Here is an 18,984-nt window from a genome sequence, read left to right as displayed (position 1 = left end):
CGAAAGCCCGTGTCCTCACGGTCTAGATGCGTGGTTCGTTGACGAAACTGGTGATGGTGACGAGTGCGTATTCGCCTTCTGTGCCTTGCACCAATGCGCGGGCGAGAGGGTTCACCATCATCATCGGGTCAACCAACAGGCAGGCGCGCATGATCATAAGCTGGTCGGAGGCTCCGCCCTCGATGTCGGGGTCGGGCTGAGTGACATCGCTACGGTCGACACATGTCGCGCTGGTGCCCGACCGTGACGAACTCCACGTTGTTTTGTCGACTTCGAACACTTCGACCCGCAGATCGTCCATACAGTTACCCAAAAAGGCGATGTTCTGGCAGATGGAGCGTTTGAGTGTTGTGTGATCCGGCAGATCTGACATCCCCAGTTGCATGACCCGTGCCGACAGGGCGACACCGCGCTCCATCAGGGTCTGTTTGAAGGCCAGCACGCAAAGCTCGACCGAGGCCGCCATGATCATGATGAACAGTGGCAGGAACAGAACCGCCGGAATCGTGACCGCGCCATCTTCAGCGCGGCGAAAGCGCGCCAGAAGGCTGCGTCGTTGCCGACGTTCGGGCTTGTGTCTGGTGGCGAGGTTACTGGTCATGGCGCAGGGCTCGTTTTTCGGGTCAGTTGGTCAGGCGCAATGCCGTGATCGAGGTGGCGATCCCCGCGAAGGCATTGTTCAGATCTGACGAATTGACGTTATAGGCATAGGCTGAGCTTGTCGCGCAGTCGTTCAGAACCGAGGCGCCCGAGATCCCGTCGAGCATGGCGACAGTGTAGATCACGATGCGGTGGTTCGAGTCCTTGGCGACTTTGCACAGGCTGCGAAGGTTGTCGTCCTTTTCGTCGTATTCCCCTTGAAGTGCCATGCTGTCATAGACGGCTTTCCGACGGGCCGCGTCATTGGGCAGATCATAGTAGATCGTCTTGAACGGGTATTGCAGGAACGCCTCGATCGAGTATTGCAGCGTATAGCGCTTATTGTCCCACAAGACCTTCCAGTCGATCGAGTAGAGCTTCTTGTAGCCCGTGACGGACTTGATGTCGCTCTCGGAATACCAGCTGTTCCTATAGAAGGAATACCAGGGTTTGCTACGCGAAGGCGCATAATAATAGAGCTGTTTCCATTCCTCGTAGACGTTTCCGTAGTAGGTGCCGTAGGGGCGGATGGAGGTGGAGCTGATCGTCGAGTAAAGGCCCGACGCGCCCTGACGGTATTCCTCTTTCAAAGAGTAGGATGTCGTATTGGCGCCGTCCGTCATCAGCACGAGCACTTTCAGCGCGGTCTCGTCGACCGTTACGCCGTTTGTGTCGAAAGCCAGCGGTCGATTGACCATAGACCCCGCGACTTTGCCCTTCTGGACTAGTTCCGCCGTCGCGGGCTGGAAGGCCGGGTCAAGAAGCGCCAGCCCCCACCGTGCACCTATGTCGATCGAGGTATTCCCGTCGGCAATGTAGGACAGGGTGTCGATCTTGCTTTGCAGATTTGACCGGCTTGTCGAAAAGGCCATGATGGAAGCGGCATTGTTCTGGACGCAGCCGGGAATCGACGAGTTCGCATTGCCGGTGCTGTCGACCGTATAGGTTTTGTAGGCGCCGGTGTTAGAGGTGTTGCCGTAGTAGAGTTGCCAGTAATACCAAAAGTCGAAGTTGTCAGCGTAATGGGTGCGCAGCAACGGCGTTGTCGGCGAAATCGACGTGCTGTTCCAGCCAAGGGTCTGCACATCGACGCAGGTATTTTTGGTGTGATCGGTCGACAGGTTGAGGACCGAAGCCAGATCATTGCCGATAACAACCTGCTGGTTGTAGGGCACAATCGAAATCGAAAGACGGTCCCCGGGCATGTCTGGAGGCTGCACGGTATCGAACATGCGTGCCACGAAATTGCGCGCTGCGGTGCGCAGCAACTGGATGCGTGTCTTGCCGCTGGATGTCGAGGTGTTCATCGAGTTCGAGATGTCGAGAACCAGCGAAATCTCGACGTTGCCGACAGATTCTTCTGCTTGGCTTGTCCCGTTCGACGCCAGCGAAGTGACGCCCATCAGAGGGCCGAACAGTGTGGGCATGTTGTCCTTGACCGACACGGACACTTTGCGCCACGACAGCGCCTGCCCCGAAGAGGTGTCCGACTGCTCGATCACAGGGTCAATCTCGAGGTAGTCCAGTCCGGCCTTTGCAAGATAGTCCTTGACCACCAGTTTGGGATCAAGCTGCTGGTTCAGCGCTGCCGCCGCCAGAACTGCGCGGTCGACCGTGCCCTGGATCAGCGTCCGGCGCTCTTCCTGCCGGACCATATCAATCGCGATGCCGGTGCAGACCAGCATGATGATGAAAATCTGCAAGGAGAGGATCAGGATCGAGCCGTCCTCTTCGCGCGCAAACCGCTTGAACCACCCCGCTTTCGTCGCGTGGTGAAGGTGCTGCCTCGGGCGGTCATAATCTTGCATTCTACGTCTCCCTGTGCCGCGGCGGGGCTGCCCCGCCGAGAACGCAAAGATGGAAATTCTCTCATGCTGGTGTCGCAAAGACCTGAGGCGAAAAAATGGCACGGAACGGGCGAAACCGCCTTATTGTGGGGGGATATGTGTTAAATCGCGCTTAATTCCGGCAATCGTTCGGATTTGCGAAAAATTGTCAGTAACCAATAGTCATTTGATTAACCAATATTACCGCCGCTGATGAGAGGAGACGAATCGTCTCTGCCCTCTCGACTCTGGGCGCACTCCGGCCAATATAGGCCGCATGAGCCTGCCGCCCGGATTCCTAGACGAGTTGCGCAACCGCGTGTCGATCGCCCAAGTGGTCGGTCGCAAAGTCATGTGGGATATGCGCAAGTCCAACATGGGCAAGGGGGATATGTGGGCGCCGTGCCCCTTCCACCACGAAAAATCGGCCTCATTCCATGTGGACGACAAGAAGGGCTATTACTATTGCTTCGGCTGCCACGCGAAGGGCGACGCGCTAAGCTTCGTGCGCGAGACCGAGAATGTGGGCTTCATGGAGGCGGTCGAGATCCTCGCGCGTGAGGCTGGCCTGAAGATGCCCGAACGCGATCCGCGCGCGGTGGAAAAGGCCGACCGGCGCAGCGAGGTGGCGGCAGTCATGGAAGAGGCGGTGAAGTTCTACCGTCTGCAATTGTCCACGCAGGCGGGGGCCGAGGCGCGCGACTATCTGGCGCGGCGCAGGTTGTCCGCACAGGCGCAGGGGCGTTTCGAGATCGGCTTTGCGCCGGGGGGATGGCAGAACCTTCGCGATGCGCTGCACGCCAAGGGGATCGCGGATGATCTGATCCTTGAAGCGGGGCTGGCCAAGGCGAGCCAGAACGGCAAAGCCCCGTATGACGCCTTCCGCAACCGCATCATGTTTCCGATCCGCGACCCGCGTGGGCGCTGCATCGCCTTTGGCGGGCGCGCGATGGACCCGAACGATAACGCGAAATACCTTAACTCGCCCGAGACGATCCTTTTCGATAAGGGGCGCTCTTTGTATAATCACGGCCCCGCGCGCGAGGCATGTGGCAAGGGCGGGCAGTTGATTGTCGCCGAAGGCTATATGGATGTGATCGCGCTGGCCGAGGCGGGGTTTAACGGTGCCGTTGCGCCCTTGGGGACCGCCGTGACCGAGACGCAGTTGCAACTGCTCTGGCGCCTGCACGACGAGCCGATCATTGCGCTCGACGGGGATCAGGCGGGGCAGCGGGCGGCTTTGAGGGTTGTCGATCTGGCGCTGCCGCTGATCGAGGCGGGCAAGGCGCTGCGTATCGCGATGATGCCGGCGGGGCTGGACCCGGACGACCTGATTAAAGCGCAGGGTCGCGAGGCGATGCAAAAGGTGCTGGATGGCGCGCAACCGATGGTCAATCTGATCTGGTCGCGCGAGACCGAGGGCCGCGTATTCGACAGCCCCGAGCGCCGAGCCGCGCTGGAGAAGCGTCTGCACGAGGCGATCTCGCGGATCAAGGACCCCTCGATCAAGGCCCATTACGGTGAAGAGTTCAAAGCGCTGCGCCAAGAGTTGTTCCGCGCCGGGCGTCCGGTCGCGCGCCCGGGTGGGCGGTTTGGCGGTGGGCGTCCTGCGCGTTCGGGGCAGGCAGGTTGGAAGGGCGCGCCAGTGCAGCCGCTTCCCTCGACGCGCTCGACCCTGTTGGCGACGGCGACAGGCGAGAATGTGACCGAGCATCTGCGCGAGGCGATGGTTCTGGGTATCTGTGTTGCCCACCCCGCCCTTGTCGCCGAATTCGAAAGCCAGCTTGACCGCGTGCCGCTGGTTGATCCCGCCCATGACCGGCTGCGCCACCTGATGCTGATGCATGTGGATGCCCCGCCCGAGGAGTTGCGCGCGCGTCTGGAAGCAGAGGCCAGCTTTGATCTTGAAAAGCTGATGGCGCTTCCCCATGTCCGAACTGCGCCGCCCGTGCGTAAGGCCGACGACCCCGAGCTTGCCCGCATGTGTCTGGCGGAAGAACTGGCCAAACTCTCGGCTGATCGCGCAATCCGCGCGGAGGTCGAGGAGGCCATGGAAGATCTGGAGGGGCTGGCGGACGAGGGCGTGACGTGGCGGCTTAATCAGGCGACGACGGCGCGCCATCGGGCAGAACGCTCGAAACTGGACGATAACAGCGATATGGGCGAGGATCGTTCGGCCCTGTCTGCCCAATTGCAGGCGATGATCGACAAGGAGATCTGGCGCAAAAAATAACGCGCATTACATGAGAGAGAGCCAAAGCCGGACACGGCACGCGCGCAGGCAGATGAAATCTGCGATTCGCCCCTGTGATTCGGTTTTGCGATTCGATACAACCAAGCGGCATGATTCGAGTGGTCATGCCTTCGGAGCCAAGGTGAGGGACGCTTCACCGCCAAGCCGACCAAGGAGCCCCCATGGCCGCAAAAGACATCGACGAGAACAAGCCGGATACCTCCAGCGACGACGACTCCTCCTTCGACATGTCGAAGGCCGCTGTAAAGCGGATGATCGCCGACGCGAAAGAGCGCGGATACATTACCTATGACGAGCTGAACAAGGTGATGCCGCCCGATCAGGTGTCTGGGGACCAGATCGAAGACGTGATGTCGATGCTCTCGGAAATGGGCATCAACGTGATCGAGGCCGAGGAAGTCGAGGACGAGGATCGCAGCACGCAGGTCGCCACGACGGATTCCGGCTCGCGCGAGGTGGCGCTGTCTTCCTCGACCACCGAAACGCTGGATCGCACGGACGATCCGGTGCGCATGTATCTGCGCGAGATGGGCTCGGTCGAACTGCTGTCCCGCGAGGGTGAGATCGCGATTGCGAAACGCATCGAGGCGGGGCGCAACACGATGATCCTCGGGCTGTGCGAAAGCCCGCTGACGTTTCAGGCAATCACGATCTGGCGCGACGAGCTTCTGAACGAAGACATCCTGCTGCGCGACGTGATCGACCTTGAGGCGACCTTCGGCAACTCGATGGAAGGCGAAGAGGACGACGAACTGGGCGAGACCTCGCTTGATGGCGTTTCCTCTGGTGAGGGCGAGCAGACCCAAGAGTCCGAGCAGGAGCTTGACGCCGACGGCAACCCGATCCAGTCGGATGATGACGACGATGACGAGGGGGCGAACCTTTCGCTCGCCGCGATGGAAGCCGCGCTCAAGCCGCGCGTTCTGGAAACCCTCGAACTGATCGCGCGCGACTATGCGACGCTGGCCGAGATGCAGGATCTGCGGATGTCGGCGACACTGAACGAGGACGGCTCGTTCTCGGTTTCCGAAGAAGCGGCGTATCAGAAACTGCGCTCCGAGATCGTCGAGCTGGTGAACGGGCTGCATCTGCACAACAACCGTATCGAGGCGCTGATCGACCAGCTTTACGGCATCAACCGCAAGATCATGTCGATCGACTCCGGCATGGTGAAGCTTGCCGATCAGGCGCGCATTAACCGCCGCGAGTTCATCGACGAATATCGCGGATACGAGCTTGACCCGACCTGGCTTGAGCGGATGGCCGACAAGGCCGGTCGTGGCTGGCAGATGCTGGTCGAGAAAAGCACCGACAAGATCGAGGAACTCCGCGCCGAGATGGCGCAGGTCGGTCAATATGTCGGCGTTGATATTTCGGAATTCCGCCGCATCGTGAACCAGGTCCAGAAGGGCGAGAAAGAAGCCCGTCAGGCCAAGAAAGAGATGGTCGAGGCGAACCTGCGTCTGGTGATCTCGATCGCCAAGAAATACACCAACCGCGGCCTGCAATTCCTTGACCTTATTCAGGAAGGCAACATCGGCCTGATGAAAGCGGTCGATAAGTTCGAATACCGCCGCGGCTATAAATTCTCGACCTATGCGACGTGGTGGATCCGTCAGGCGATCACCCGCTCGATCGCCGATCAGGCGCGCACCATCCGTATTCCGGTGCATATGATCGAGACGATTAACAAGCTGGTGCGCACCGGCCGCCAGATGCTCCACGAAATCGGCCGCGAGCCGACGCCCGAGGAACTGGCCGAAAAGCTGCAAATGCCGCTTGAGAAGGTCCGCAAGGTGATGAAAATCGCCAAGGAGCCGATCTCCCTTGAAACGCCGATCGGCGACGAGGAAGACAGCCAGCTTGGCGATTTCATCGAGGATAAGAACGCGGTTCTGCCGCTGGATTCCGCGATTCAGGAAAACCTGAAGGAAACCACGACCCGCGTTCTGGCCAGCCTTACCCCGCGCGAAGAGCGCGTGCTGCGGATGCGCTTTGGGATTGGCATGAACACCGACCATACGCTTGAAGAGGTGGGGCAGCAGTTCAGCGTTACCCGCGAACGTATCCGCCAGATCGAGGCGAAAGCGCTGCGCAAGCTCAAGCACCCGTCACGGTCGCGCAAGCTGCGCTCCTTCCTCGACCAGTAATCAAGGCGCCCCCGTAAAGGGGGCGTTTTCTTTTCTGGCGCCCTTTTCCGCGCCGCGATTTCTCTGCTATCCCTTGATGACAGGTTTTCAGTTGAGGTTACGATGATCCGTTTTTTTGCCGCCACTTCGGTTTTCGCGCTGCTCGCAGCCTGCCAGATGGAGGGGTATAATCCGGATGGAACCGCAAAGCCCCGGATTGATCGGGAAGGCACCTGCTTTCTTTATGTGACCGCCGAGCCGTCGGGGCGCTTTACGCTGACCTCGGGTGTGGGTGATGGCAGCAAGACGCCGAATGCGATGGTCAAGCGGGGGCTGAGCGCCAAGGCGTTGGACGCGCTTTGGGCGAAAGAGCGCAGGATCATGGATGTGAACCCCGAGTGTCTGGCGATTATTGCCGAGGACCGCTCGATGGCGCGGCCCGCTCCCGAACAGCCCGCTGCCGAGAAATGATCCGGTTGGGCGTCGTCGCACTGGCGGCCCTGTTGTCTGGGGTGCCGGTTCTGGCCGATTGCGCCGGAACGGTGCTTGTGTCGTGCCAGATCAAAGGGTCGTCCAAGTGGCTGGATCTGTGCCTGACGGGCGGTGCTCTGCGCTACAGCTTTGGCCCTAAAGGAGCGCCGGAACTGGTGCTGGAGCGCGATGTCGGAGACGTCGTCTACACCCCGTGGCCCGGCGTCGGGCGCACGATCTGGGAGGATGTCCAGATCCGCAACAAGGGCATCACCTACGCCGTCCATACATGGGTGGAGCGTCCGATCGACGACAGCGATCCGGGCAGCTCCGGCACAGGCGTCGCCGTGCTGCGCGGGGAGGAACCGCTTGCCGAGATCGAATGCGCGGGCGAACAGACCGCCGATTTCACTCCCTTGGGCGAGGCACTGGTCGCGCAGGGGTATTGCCGCGCGGTGGACCGCTGGAAGCGCGGGCCTGGCGGGTGGTATTGCGAATAGGTTGCGTTGGCCGATGCTTGCTGAGTCTCATGTGCCACAGGTTTTTGCCTACATCTGGTGGGGCAATATTTTCGCTACCCAAAATTTCGGACCCGTCCTATAGTCTTGTGGATAACTGGGGCGAAAAGACCCCATCATGAGGCGGGAACAGGAAGAAGGGGGAAGCCGATGCGCTGCCCATTTTGCGGTAATGTTGACACTCAGGTAAAAGACAGTCGCCCCGCCGAGGATCACGTTGCGATCCGTCGGCGTCGCTTTTGTCCGGCCTGTGGCGGTCGTTTTACAACCTACGAACGCGTGCAGTTGCGCGATCTGGTGGTGATCAAATCCTCTGGCAAGCGCGAAGATTTCGACCGCGACAAGCTGGAGCGCTCGATCCGCATCGCGATGCAGAAGCGTCCGGTTGAACCCGAGCGGATCGACCAGATGATCTCGGGGATCGTGCGCCGGTTGGAGTCGATGGGCGAAACCGACATTCCCTCCAAGACCATCGGTGAGATCGTGATGGAGACCCTCGCGCGGATCGACACTGTCGGATACGTCCGGTTTGCCAGCGTTTACAAGAACTTCCAGGCTGCGGACGACTTCGATAAATTCGTCTCAGAACTGCGTCCGCCGGTTGCGGACACGGAGTAACCCTTGAGCGAGGACCGCCGTTATATGGCCCTCGCGCTGTCTTTGGCGGCGCGGGGGCTTGGCAATGTCTGGCCTAACCCTGCGGTCGGTTGCGTGCTGGTGCGCGACGGCCGGATCGTTGGTCGGGGCTGGACGCAGCCGGGCGGGCGCCCTCATGCCGAGGCGCGGGCCTTGGCGCAGGCGGGCGAGGCGGCGCGAGGGGCTACAGCCTATGTTACGCTGGAACCCTGCGCGCATCACGGCAAAACCCCGCCCTGTGCCGAAAGCCTTGTGGCGGCGGGCGTGGTGCGGGTTGTCAGTGCGCTAGAGGATCCCGATCCGCGCGTCTCGGGGCGGGGGCACGATATTCTGCGGCAAGCGGGGATCGCGGTTCAAACCGGCGTCATGCAGGCCGAGGCCCGCGCGCAGCAAAGCGGTTTTCTGTCACGGATCGAACGCGGGCGGCCTTGGGTCGCGCTAAAGCTTGCGACCAGTTTTGATGGCCGTATTGCGACCGCCAGCGGTGAAAGCCAGTGGATCACCAGCCCCGAGGCGCGCGCCCATGTCCATGCGCTGCGCGCGCGGTTCGATGCGGTGATGGTCGGTGGGGGCACGGCGCGCGCTGACGATCCGTTGCTGACCGTGCGCGGGTTTGCTCCCTTGCGCCAACCCGTGCGCGTGGTGGCTGCGGCGCGGCTTGATCTGCCGCGCGGGCGGCTGGCGGCCTCGGTTGGCGCGGCGCCGCTCTGGATTTTGCACGGTGCCGAGGCGCCATCGGAGGCGCGCGACTATTGGATGTCGCGCGGGGCCGAACTGATCGAGGTGCCGACGGGGCCGCAGGGGCTTTCGGCGGCAGCGATGCTGTCGGAATTGGCTGCGCGCGGCTTGACGCGGGTCTTCTGCGAAGGCGGCGGGCAATTGGCGGCGGCGTTGCTGGGCGAGGGGCTTGTCGACGAGCTGATCGGCTTTACCGCCGGTGTCGCGCTTGGATCCGAAGGGCGCGCCTCGATCGGGCCGATGGGGCTAGCGCATCTGGCTGATGCGCCCCGTTTCCGGTTGGTCGAAAGCCGCCCCGTTGGCGTCGATATTCTGCACCGTTGGCTGGCAGTTTAACGCCAGAGCCACGCGGCTGAGGCGAAGACCCCCTGAAGCTTTGACAGGATCCGGTTTGCCGCGCCCGCGCGCGGCAGGGTGCCCGAGGCCAGCCGCTCGACCGCAACTTCGGGCGGGCAGGGGCGGCGGCTGATCGGGTCGTGATAGCGCGGATAGGCGATGAGCGCCGCATAGGCCAGTTGCAGCAGATCGGGCCGCGCCTGCCGCCGCGCAGGCGGGATCATCAGGTCATGTGTCAGTCCCCATCCCGCGTAAAATGGCATCCCGGCACAGGTGACTTTCTTGCCGCGTAGCAGTGCCTCGAACCCCAGAAGCGAGGTCATCGTCCAGACCTCCTCGACGTTTTCCAATAGCGCGACCGGATCGGCGTGATCCGCGATAATGTCGGCAAACTGCAAGATGATTTCAGGCGTGATGTGGCCCTTGCGAAGACCGGCCTCGACGTCGGGGTGAGGCTTGTAGACGATGATCGCATCAGGGTTTGCCGCGCGCGCAGCCTGCAAAAGCGCAAGATTGGTCGACATATCTCCTGCACCAAGACGGATCGAGGCGTCGTCCTCGACCTGTCCCGGAACAAGGATGCGACGGCCTTCGGGCAGTTCGGGCATCGCGCCGGAAATGTTGTATTTTGACAATTTTGCCGCGCGGATTTTGGCGATCAATCGTTCGACCCGCAGGCGCCCGCCGGCAGGAGGTTCCTGCGCGATCAGGGTCTCCAGATCGGAAGGGCGCGTCGGGTCGTAGTAGATGCCGCTTTGATCCGCGACCAGCGACAGCGGTGGCACAAGCTCTGCCCCAAGCCCGCGAGAGCGCAGAAAACCGTCCTCGACGTGGATCAGGGGCTGGTCAGGCGGGGCCGATCCAGCCCACCACAGAAGCGGGCGGTCAGAGGTGTCTGCGTTTTTTATGAAGCGCAGCGGCGCATGGTGCCCGAAAAACGCCTGCAAATGCCGACGCTTCCAAAGGCGCATCCCGCCCGCGTCATAGCCATTACGATCCGCGCGGAACGTGCGCACCTCGGCCTCAAGCTGATCGACGGCTTCTTCAAAGCTGCACGCGCGCTTGCGGCACGGCTCGAACCACGTTGGCGCAAGGATATAGGCGGCGGCAAAAAGCTGCGCGCGGGTCAGTTTCCGCGTGCGACGCGGCACCGGATTTTCGTCCTGCGTCAGCCCCCATCCGGCATAGAAAGGCTGGCCGAAGATGCGCGGTTTGTGGCCCGCAAAAATCGCCTCAAGCCCCATCTGGGACGAAACGCAATAGACCGCAATCGCCCCCTCCAGCAGTGCCCAGGGCGAAACGGCATCCGTCATCAGTTCGGTGCGGGCGTCGCAATGCTCTGGCCCGAAATAGCCGCGGCGCAGGCCCGCGCGGGTCTCGGGGTGGGTCTTGATCAGGATGCGCTGGCCGGGGTGCTCGATCTGCGCGGTGGCCAGCATTTCGCGGAACGTCGCGGGCGTCGCTTTGCCATAAGTCACTGAGGCGTCGCCTTCGGTCTGGTCAATAACCAACACATATCCCGGTTTTGGAGGGGGGATATGCGGGTCGAAATTGTTATATTTCGACAATTCAAGCTGCTTGAGCCGGGCCATGCCGTCACGGGCGCGGTTCAGCAGATCGGTGTCATCCAGAGGGTGCTTGGCCAGCAGATTTTCCAGCTTGGACGGGCTGGAGGCGTCGAAATGCACCCCGTCCTCGTCGATGATCAACCCGAGCGGCGTTTCGCGTGAGGCGCGTCCGGGGTGGATCGAGCGCAAAAACGCATCCTCGACCCGCACAATGGGGGCGCCGTATTTCGCGGCGATCGCCTCGCCTCGCGCGGCATAGGGGCTGCGGCCCCAGACGGCCACCATGTCGCCGGGCTTGGGCAGGCCTATGCGCGCAGCAAAGCCGCCCGCCCGCAAGATCGCGCGGAGGTCGTTGCGCAGAAAGCCGCCGTTGTAAAAGAAAAGCCGCCGGAGTTCGCTTCCGGCGGCATTCGTTCGCATCTCGCCCGTCATCAGTTTCCTGTGGCGAGGCTGTTGAAATTCGACGCGGAATTCGCCGCGCCGGTAATGGCGCTCAGCACCTTGGTCCATTGAACATAAGGCGCCTCGGTCACATAGACCGTATCGCCGTCGCGGATGATGAAATCGCGCGCAAGGAACATGCCGTTCGGTTCGGTCAGATCAAGAACATAGATCAGCCGCTGATCGCCGATCAGATCGTTGCGCCCCAGAACGGCCGAGGCAATCTCGACCGGCTCGTTGCGGAAGATGAACACACCCGTCGGATCGGCAAGATTGGTTTGCAGCCCGCCAACGGTCGCGATGGCTTCGAGCGCCGAGAGCGTTTGCGTGTCGAAGGGCACGCGCGCCTGCGCTCCGGTCGCGCCAAGCGAGACATAGGCCCGCGTATCCTCTTCGACGAGGATCACGTCGCCCGGACGCAGCGCGATGTCCATCTGCGGGTTTTTATACAGATCTTTCAGCCAGATCGTTCCCGTGGCCTTGCCGCGGGTCACGGTCACCTTGGCGACCTCGGGCTTGATGGCCACGCCGCCTGCGCGCGCGATCATGGCAGACAGGGTGCGGGTCGGGCGCTCGATCGCGTAGACACCTTGCCCGTTGATCGAGCCCATGATCGACACGGTCGCACCGTCGCCCGCAACGCGCGTCACCATGACCTGCGGGTCCGGCGTCTGCGGGTCCAGCTTGGAGGTGATAACCTTGCGCAGCCCGTCGGGCGTGTTGCCCGCGGCTTTGACACGACCTGCGTAGGGCACGAAAATAAAGCCTGCGCCATCGACCTGCACTTCGGTCAGCGCGGTCGCATTGACCCCTTGCGAGGCCAGAAGCCCGTCGTCCACGTTTTCCCAAATCGTCAGGCCAAGCGTGTCGCCCGGGCGGATGATGTCAGAGCCGACCACACCCGCATTGCGGAAGGCGGAACTGAACCCGAGCGCGGGTTGGACGCCGGTGGTGCGGGTCACGAAATCGTTGACCGACACCACGAAGGCATCGCCCTCTTTCAGCACGGAGCCGGCGAAAATTTCACGTTTGCTGGGGCCGGAACGGGGCATGCCACACGAAGCCGCGCCCATAAGCGCCGCCGACAGGCCAGCCAGAACGGCCCTGCGGGAAGTCTTGGTCGTCACTGCTCGAGCTCCTCTTTGCGGGATGCTTGCATTATCTTTTGGGTGCAACCCTACAGAAAGAGTTGATAAAAAGCCAGTAGGGTTATTTCACGACATGCAACTGTTGCCGTGGCGCCGCTTTGCCTGCGATGAGCGCCTCATAAGGGTCAACGTCAGAGAGCATCATGTCGACAACCTGGCGCAACAAGGTGCGCCGCCCCCTGGCGGAGTAGAAACCGCCCGGAACCTGGCTCGTTTCCAGCAGGAAGTGACGATAGTCGCGATAGGCGCGGGTGTCGGGGCGGGCAGGCTCGGCAAAAAACTCGCGCAGAGGTTGGGTCGAGACGAACTCGGGCTTGGCAAAGACCGCGCGACCAAAGGCCTTGAGCGGCAGACCGCGCCAGAGCACCTGTTGCGCGGCGGTCGAATTCACCGTCACGGCCGAGCGCGCCTGCGCAAGCAGCCCCGCCAGTTTCCCGCCGCGCACGAAATGGATGCGCCCCTTCAGCCCCCAGCGTTCGGTCGCGCGTTTGATCGCTGCTGTGACGGGCGCGCGACCGTCCTCTAGCGGGTGGGCCTTAAAGACCAGATGATGATGGCGCGGCGCACCTTCGGCAAAGCCTGCGATGACCTCTTCGATGAATTGCGTCTGCGAGGTGAACTCCGAATGCATGCGGAAGCTGGCGTCATGCTCAAGCTGCATCAGCACCAGATGATAGGGAAAGCCGCCCCGCTTGATCCGTCCGGTTGCGAGGCGCCGTTCCAGAATATGCGCGGGCAGCATCAGCAGGCGGCGCAGATAAAGGCGGAACTCCTGCAAGACGGTCACGCCGCGATGGGGGGCGAAGTTACGATAGCGGCGGTTCAGGGCCAGCACGAAGAAATGATAGAGCGCGCCATAGAACATATGCTGGCGCATATCGCCCCAGCGAGGGGGGGCGTCGGGCCATTCAATCTCGGACTGGGCCAGAGCCGTGCGCATTTCGGCCACGCTCATTTCCATCAGTCGTGAATGGCCGTTGGCGCCGCCGCGCTCATAGGTGACCCAATAGGGCCGGATGTAACCTTCTTCGAACCCATGGATGCGCAACCCCGCCGCGCGGGCCGCCAGAATGGCGTCGGCGTGGATCGGGCGGGTGTCGCCGTAAAGGACCAGATCAGTGATACCTTTGTCCGCGATCAGGGAGCTTACAGTCGCGGGCCAGCCTGCTGCAGAGCCCGCATATCGGATGAACGAGCGACGGTCGCGCCAGAACGCCTCGTCCCCCTGATTGAAGCCGACGCGCCAAACATCGCAGCCCGCAGCCCGCAGCATCCGGCCAAGCCGGTCAAAGAAAGGCCCGTGCGGCCCCTGCAACAGAAGAAAGCGACGATCTGTAAAACGGTTCATACTCGTATCCGGCTTTACCCATGCTTTTGCGCGATTTTGGCGCGAATGTCACCTGACGATGCGCATTTGTCGCATAAGGGTGCGACCAGAATGGGGCAGAACGGTGCATGGATGCTTAACTTTCCCTGCGTTTGCGCAAGGCGGCGGGCCTTGCACGGGGGCGCGCCTCGGGCTAGGCAGAGGCAGAAACGAAGGGGACCGCGATGTTTACCGGAATTATCACCGATGTCGGCACCATTCTTGCCTTGGAACAAGCGGGCGACCTGCGCGCGCGGATCGGGTGCGGCTATGATGTGGCGGGGATTGATCTGGGCGCGTCCATCGCCTGCAACGGGGTTTGCCTGACGGTCATCGCCACCGGCACCGAGCCGCAAAACTGGTTCGACGTGCAGATCTCGGCGGAAAGCGTGGCGAAAACGAATATCGGCGATTGGGCGGTGGGCAAGCCCCTTAATCTTGAGCGCGCGCTGAAGGTCGGGGATGAGCTGGGTGGCCATATCGTCTCGGGCCATGTGGACGGCGTGGCCGAGATCGTCGCCATGCGTGACGAGGGCGACAGCACCCGCTTTACCTTCCGCGCCCCCGAGGCGCTGGCGAAATTCATCGCGCCGAAAGGCTCGGTTGCGCTGAACGGCACGTCTCTGACCGTGAACGAGGTCGAAGGCTGTGACTTCGGCGTCAACATCATCCCGCATACGAAATCGGTCACTGTCTGGGGCGCTGCGCGCACGGGTGACCGGATCAATCTCGAAATAGATACGCTGGCGCGCTATGTCGCCCGCCTTCAGGAGTGGAACGCATGATCAAACCCGTCGATAAATCCGGCACGCACGATGTTCCGGGCGCGGTGGAGGAAAGCCTGCGTCACGCGATCTCGCCGACCGAGGAAATCATCGCCGAGGCCCGCGCGGGCCGGATGGTGATCCTTGTCGATCACGAAGACCGCGAAAACGAGGGCGATTTCTATATCCCGGCCGAGAAGTGCACGGCGGATGCGGTGAATTTCATGGCGACCTACGGGCGCGGGCTGATCTGTCTGCCGCTGACCTCGGCGCGTGTGGACGCTCTGGAACTGCCGCCGATGGTGCGCTCGAACTCGATGCGCCACGAGACGGCCTTTACCGTCACGATCGAGGCGCGCGAAGGGATTTCGACGGGCATCTCGGCGCATGACCGCGCACAAACGATTGCCGTGGCGATTGATGCGTCGAAAGGGCCGCAGCATCTTGCCTCGCCCGGTCACGTCTTCCCGTTGCGCGCGCGCGATGGGGGCGTTCTGGTGCGCGCGGGCCATACCGAAGCTGCGGTCGATATTTCGCGCCTCGCGGGCCTCGATGCGTCGGGTGTGATCTGTGAGGTCATGAAGGACGATGGCACGATGGCGCGCCTGCCCGACCTGATCGAGTTCGGCAAGCAACACGGGATGAAGATCGGCACGATCTCGGATCTGATCGCCTATCGTCGCCGTCACGATAACCTTGTGCGCGAGACCCTGTCTCAGACCGTCACCGCTTTGCATGGCGGCGAGTGGGAGATGCGCGTCTTCACCGATCAGGCCGAAGGCATCGACCATATCGTGCTGACCAAGGGCGACATCACCACGCCCGAACCGGTTCTGGTGCGCACCCATTCGCTGAATGTGCTTGAGGACGTTCTGGGTGTCGGCGCCCCCGCGGGTGAGCTGGCCCGCGCGATGGAGATCGTCGCCGCCGAAGGGCGTGGCGCGGTGTGCCTGTTCCGTGATCCGAGTGCAAAATTGTTCCGCGAAGAGGAAAAGGGGCCGCGCACGATCAAGCAGATCGGGCTTGGCTCGCAGATTCTCTCGTCGATGGGTCTGCATGAATTGATCTTGCTGACCGATAACCCGCAAACGCGCTATGTCGGTCTGGACGCCTATGGCCTGTCAATCGTCGGCACGCGCCCGATTTCCGAGGAATAATCCAATGGCCGCGCATGAATCCCATTACACGCTTGATCTGCCCAGCTTCGACAAGCCGGTGAAGCTGTTGATCGTGGTCGCTCCTTACTACAAGGACATCGCGGACAATATGATCGCGGGCGCCAAAGCAATGGCGGCCAAGGCGGGGGCCGAGGTCGATCTGGTCGAGGTTCCCGGCGCGCTTGAAATCCCGACCGCTATCGGTATGGCGGGGCGGATGGCCAATTACGACGGTTTTGTCGCGCTTGGTTGTGTTATTCGCGGCGAAACCACCCATTACGACACGGTCTGCAATGACAGCTCGCGCGCAATCACCATGCTCGGGCTTCAGGGCTATTGCATCGGCAATGGCATCCTGACGGTCGAGAACCGGCATCAGGCCGAGGTCCGCGCTGACCCCGCCGATCAGGACAAAGGCGGTGGCGCGGCGGCTGCGGCCTTGCATCTTGTCGCATTGTCGCGCAAATGGGCGGGCCTGACGCGCGGCATCGGCTTCAAACCGGAAGCTGAGTCGTTCCGCATCGCAGGCGACACCGAAGGACCGACCACCGCATGACCGACGATACCACGCCCGAAACTCCGGCTGAAAAGCCGCGCAAGCTGACCCTCGAAGAGAAGCGCCAGCGCAAATCGGCTGCGCGCCTTTATGCGGTGCAGGCGCTGTTCCAGATGGAAGCCGGCGGGCAGGGCGTGGACCGTGTCGCGCGCGAGTTCGAAAGCTACCGCTTCGGTGCGGTCGATGAGGACGGCACCGAAATGGCCGAGGGCGACAGCACTCTGTTCCGCCGCGTTCTGGATGATGCGGTGATGTGGCAGGGCAAGATCGACCAGGCGACCGACCGCGCGCTGGTTGCGAAATGGCCGATCGACCGGATCGACCCGGTTCTGCGTGCGCTGTTCCGCGCCGCCGGAGCCGAGATGGTAACCCCCGCGACGCCGCCGAAGGTGGTTATCACCGAATACGTCGATGTGGCCCGTGCTTTCTTTCCCGAAGGCAAGGAACCCAAGTTCGTGAACGCCGTTCTGGACCATATGGCCCACGAACTGCGCGCCGACGCGTTCTGACCGCCTGAAATTTACCCGATCTTCGCCAAATCCGCGCTATCTTTGCCTACGGCGAGATTGCGCGTTTGATTCTGCCCGCGTGGCGGGTAAGATTGGCGTGTGCTTTAGGGGGAACATTATGCCGGAACTGGTCAGGCTTTATATCAAGAATATCGTGATGGGATTTGGCCTTGCGGTCGCCTTTGTCGGGCTTCTGCTGTGGTTCAATGTCGCGAATCTGTGGCACCTGATCTCGACCTCGGATGTCGGTTATATCGCCTTGGCCCTGCTGGTCGTGTTTAACACCATCGTTTTCGCGGGTGTTCAGTTCGCGATTGCGGTTATGCGTATGGCCGAGGATGAAACTCCCCCCGGCGGTGGCAAGCGCGATGCGATCCCCGCGCAGCATGTGGCCGAAATGGTGCCCGTGCGCGTGCCGGTCGAACCGCAATCGCGCAAGCAGCTGCGCCGCTGAACAATCCGATACGGGACGTTTTTGCTCACGGGCAAGCACTCGGGTGCGGGACGCTGCCAGCCGCGGCTTGGTCGTCGTGCCTCGCTTTGCTAGCCTGCTGGCAAGGGCAATCAGCATCCACTGAAAGCGAGGGGCAAGTGACGTTCTCCGAAGTTCTGACCTTCGTTTTTGTGGTCTCCCTTCTCGTCATGTCGCCAGGGCCGAACGGGGCGCTGATCGCGAAAATTGTTCCGACGTCCGGGCGGGCTGCGGGGTTTATGAATGTCGCCGGATTTGTCTGCGCCTTCTATCTGCACGGGGCGCTTTCCATTCTGGGCATCTCGATCGTTCTGGTGCAGTCAGCGACCTTGTTCACGATCGTGAAATATCTTGGGGCGGCCTATCTGGTCTGGCTTGGCCTGAAAGCGCTGGTTGCGGCCTATAGGGGGCTGGAGGTGCCGCGCGCCGATGTCCCGGCACATCGCAGGCGCGGATTGCGCAGCGCCTGGCTCGAGGGCTTTCTGACGAATGCGCTGAACCCCAAGGTGTCGATGTTCTACCTTGCCGCGTTTCCGCAATTCATCCCCGCGGGCGAGGGCGCGACGGGGGCGGCGTTCCTGCTTGTCTTCCTGCACTCGATGGTCAACGCGCTCTGGTTCGGGGCGATGGTCGTGCTGTTCGCGAAGCTGGCAGGTCTGGCGCGGAGCGGACGCTTCCAGCGCTGGCTCAAGGGGGTAACCGGAGTTGTCTTCATCGGCTTCGGGCTCAAGCTGGCGCGCGTCCAGAGGCTGGCCGAGTAGTTGGGGTGGTGGAAACCACAGCAGCCGTGAAGGCGTGAATTTCCCGAGAGCCTGACTAATCAGGTGGGCGCCAGGTAACGAGACCAGGATCTCGACAGAGCCAGCTCCCTCGGAAATGCTTATCGGCCACTGGAAAAGGGCCTTACACGCGCAGAGCAGTAACCACCAGTTCCCCAGATAGGAGCGTGCCAGCCGCTTGGCAAGCCCCTGCGAACGGCTTGAGGTCGTCGGTCTTGTCGCCTAGCATTGCGGTTCGCAGGCGGGCGAACTGTCAGTCAGGGAGCGCAGGAATGGACGCAGAGGAGGAGAGCGGACGCAAACGTTCCGCACCGGATGCCGTGGCCGGATTTCCCCATATTATTGCGGCTGCGGGATATTCGCTTGACGGGCTCGGTCGGCTGTGGCGCGAGACGGCTTTTCGCCATCAGGTGCTTGCGGCGGGGCTATTGCTGCCAGTCTATGTCGCGGCCCATGCGACGCCCTTCGAGATTGTGCTCTTCGTCATGCTGGCCTTTCTGACCTTCGCTTTCGAGGCGCTCAATACGGCCATCGAAGAGTTGACGGACCGCGTTTCACCCGACTGGTCGGAAACTGCGAAACATGCCAAAGACCTTGGGTCGCTTGCCGTTGCGCTGTCGATGATGGCGCATCTCGTGCTGCTGATCTGGGTCGTGGGGTTCTGATCTCTCGACAAT

General features: G+C 61.9%; 18 protein-coding genes and 1 other RNA gene. 13 read left to right on the top strand and 6 right to left on the bottom strand.

The features are described 5' to 3' along the window. Positions 1-22: 22 nt before the first annotated feature. Together RYZ20_RS08650 and RYZ20_RS08645 are read right to left on the bottom strand one after the other, a co-directional pair. The gene (locus tag RYZ20_RS08650) at positions 23-601 is read right to left on the bottom strand and encodes a TadE/TadG family type IV pilus assembly protein (RefSeq protein ID WP_317672489.1); all 579 of its coding nucleotides are present in this window, start codon (positions 599-601) and stop codon (positions 23-25) included. Positions 602-623: 22 nt separating this feature from the next. Continuing rightward, on the bottom strand, positions 624-2,447 hold the full coding sequence (locus RYZ20_RS08645; protein ID WP_317672487.1) for a TadE/TadG family type IV pilus assembly protein: 1,824 nt from the start codon (positions 2,445-2,447) through the stop codon (positions 624-626). A 295-nt stretch (positions 2,448-2,742) separates the two neighbouring features. Between RYZ20_RS08645 and dnaG the strand changes: the two genes are divergently transcribed. The 6 genes from dnaG (at position 2,743) to ribD (ending at position 9,547) form a co-directional block, all read left to right on the top strand. Then, positions 2,743-4,698, top strand: coding sequence for a DNA primase (dnaG, locus tag RYZ20_RS08640; RefSeq protein ID WP_317672485.1), 1,956 nt, complete (start codon positions 2,743-2,745; stop codon positions 4,696-4,698). 182 nt (positions 4,699-4,880) lie between these two features. Further along, positions 4,881-6,869, top strand: coding sequence for an RNA polymerase sigma factor RpoD (gene rpoD / locus RYZ20_RS08635; protein WP_317672483.1), 1,989 nt, complete (start codon positions 4,881-4,883; stop codon positions 6,867-6,869). 102 nt (positions 6,870-6,971) lie between these two features. Then, on the top strand, positions 6,972-7,319 hold the full coding sequence (locus RYZ20_RS08630; RefSeq protein WP_317672481.1) for a hypothetical protein: 348 nt from the start codon (positions 6,972-6,974) through the stop codon (positions 7,317-7,319). After that, complete coding sequence (locus RYZ20_RS08625) at positions 7,316-7,819, top strand: hypothetical protein (RefSeq protein WP_317672479.1); 504 nt, start codon at positions 7,316-7,318, stop codon at positions 7,817-7,819. Before RYZ20_RS08630 ends, RYZ20_RS08625 begins: the two co-directional genes overlap by 4 nt. A gap of 168 nt (positions 7,820-7,987) precedes the next feature. Then, positions 7,988-8,455 carry a transcriptional regulator NrdR gene (nrdR, locus tag RYZ20_RS08620; protein WP_317672477.1) on the top strand — a complete coding sequence of 156 codons (468 nt, stop codon included), beginning with the start codon at positions 7,988-7,990 and terminating at the stop codon, positions 8,453-8,455. A 3-nt stretch (positions 8,456-8,458) separates the two neighbouring features. Continuing rightward, positions 8,459-9,547 carry a bifunctional diaminohydroxyphosphoribosylaminopyrimidine deaminase/5-amino-6-(5-phosphoribosylamino)uracil reductase RibD gene (gene ribD / locus RYZ20_RS08615; RefSeq protein WP_317672475.1) on the top strand — a complete coding sequence of 363 codons (1,089 nt, stop codon included), beginning with the start codon at positions 8,459-8,461 and terminating at the stop codon, positions 9,545-9,547. On the opposite strand, the gene RYZ20_RS08610 is transcribed toward ribD, so the two are convergent. The 3 genes from RYZ20_RS08610 to RYZ20_RS08600 all read right to left on the bottom strand — a co-directional run bounded on the left by RYZ20_RS08610 (position 9,544) and on the right by RYZ20_RS08600 (position 14,052). Further along, entirely contained in the window at positions 9,544-11,547 is a 2,004-nt protein-coding gene (locus RYZ20_RS08610; protein ID WP_317672473.1) for a capsular polysaccharide biosynthesis protein, read from the bottom strand. The genes ribD and RYZ20_RS08610 overlap by 4 nt on opposite strands. Then, complete coding sequence (locus tag RYZ20_RS08605; protein ID WP_411572343.1) at positions 11,547-12,683, bottom strand: polysaccharide biosynthesis/export family protein; 1,137 nt, start codon at positions 12,681-12,683, stop codon at positions 11,547-11,549. Before RYZ20_RS08605 ends, RYZ20_RS08610 begins: the two co-directional genes overlap by 1 nt. Positions 12,684-12,765: 82 nt before the next feature. Continuing rightward, a complete protein-coding gene (locus tag RYZ20_RS08600; protein WP_317672471.1) occupies positions 12,766-14,052 on the bottom strand; it encodes a capsule biosynthesis protein in 1,287 nt (428 codons plus the stop codon). 203 nt (positions 14,053-14,255) lie between these two features. On the opposite strand from RYZ20_RS08600, the gene RYZ20_RS08595 reads away from it, so the two are divergent. The 6 genes from RYZ20_RS08595 (at position 14,256) to RYZ20_RS08570 (ending at position 18,289) form a co-directional block, all read left to right on the top strand. After that, positions 14,256-14,855, top strand: coding sequence for a riboflavin synthase (locus tag RYZ20_RS08595; RefSeq protein ID WP_317672469.1), 600 nt, complete (start codon positions 14,256-14,258; stop codon positions 14,853-14,855). Continuing rightward, positions 14,852-15,991, top strand: coding sequence for a 3,4-dihydroxy-2-butanone-4-phosphate synthase (gene ribB, locus RYZ20_RS08590; protein WP_317672467.1), 1,140 nt, complete (start codon positions 14,852-14,854; stop codon positions 15,989-15,991). Before RYZ20_RS08595 ends, ribB begins: the two co-directional genes overlap by 4 nt. Before the next feature lie 4 nt (positions 15,992-15,995). Continuing rightward, positions 15,996-16,547 (top strand): 6,7-dimethyl-8-ribityllumazine synthase, encoded by a 552-nt coding sequence (locus RYZ20_RS08585; protein WP_317672465.1) that lies wholly within the window; start codon positions 15,996-15,998, stop codon positions 16,545-16,547. Further along, positions 16,544-17,056 carry a transcription antitermination factor NusB gene (gene nusB, locus RYZ20_RS08580; RefSeq protein WP_317672463.1) on the top strand — a complete coding sequence of 171 codons (513 nt, stop codon included), beginning with the start codon at positions 16,544-16,546 and terminating at the stop codon, positions 17,054-17,056. Before RYZ20_RS08585 ends, nusB begins: the two co-directional genes overlap by 4 nt. 118 nt (positions 17,057-17,174) lie before the next feature. Beyond that, the gene (locus RYZ20_RS08575) at positions 17,175-17,510 is read left to right on the top strand and encodes a hypothetical protein (protein WP_317672461.1); all 336 of its coding nucleotides are present in this window, start codon (positions 17,175-17,177) and stop codon (positions 17,508-17,510) included. Positions 17,511-17,698: 188 nt separating this feature from the next. After that, positions 17,699-18,289 carry a LysE family translocator gene (locus RYZ20_RS08570; protein ID WP_317672459.1) on the top strand — a complete coding sequence of 197 codons (591 nt, stop codon included), beginning with the start codon at positions 17,699-17,701 and terminating at the stop codon, positions 18,287-18,289. Between the two features lie 8 nt (positions 18,290-18,297). Here RYZ20_RS08570 and ssrS read toward each other — a convergent pair. Further along, a non-coding RNA gene (gene ssrS / locus RYZ20_RS08565) (6S RNA) lies at positions 18,298-18,454 on the bottom strand. 125 nt (positions 18,455-18,579) lie between these two features. Between ssrS and RYZ20_RS08560 the strand changes: the two genes are divergently transcribed. Then, positions 18,580-18,972 (top strand): diacylglycerol kinase, encoded by a 393-nt coding sequence (locus RYZ20_RS08560; RefSeq protein WP_317672457.1) that lies wholly within the window; start codon positions 18,580-18,582, stop codon positions 18,970-18,972. Positions 18,973-18,984: the final 12 nt, after the last annotated feature.

Origin of the sequence: Pseudothioclava alba (assembly GCF_033100795.1) — a bacterium.
Classification (GTDB): domain Bacteria; phylum Pseudomonadota; class Alphaproteobacteria; order Rhodobacterales; family Rhodobacteraceae; genus Pseudothioclava.
Note: the sequence above shows the minus strand (reverse complement) of the source record. Positions and strands in the feature narration are given on the sequence as shown.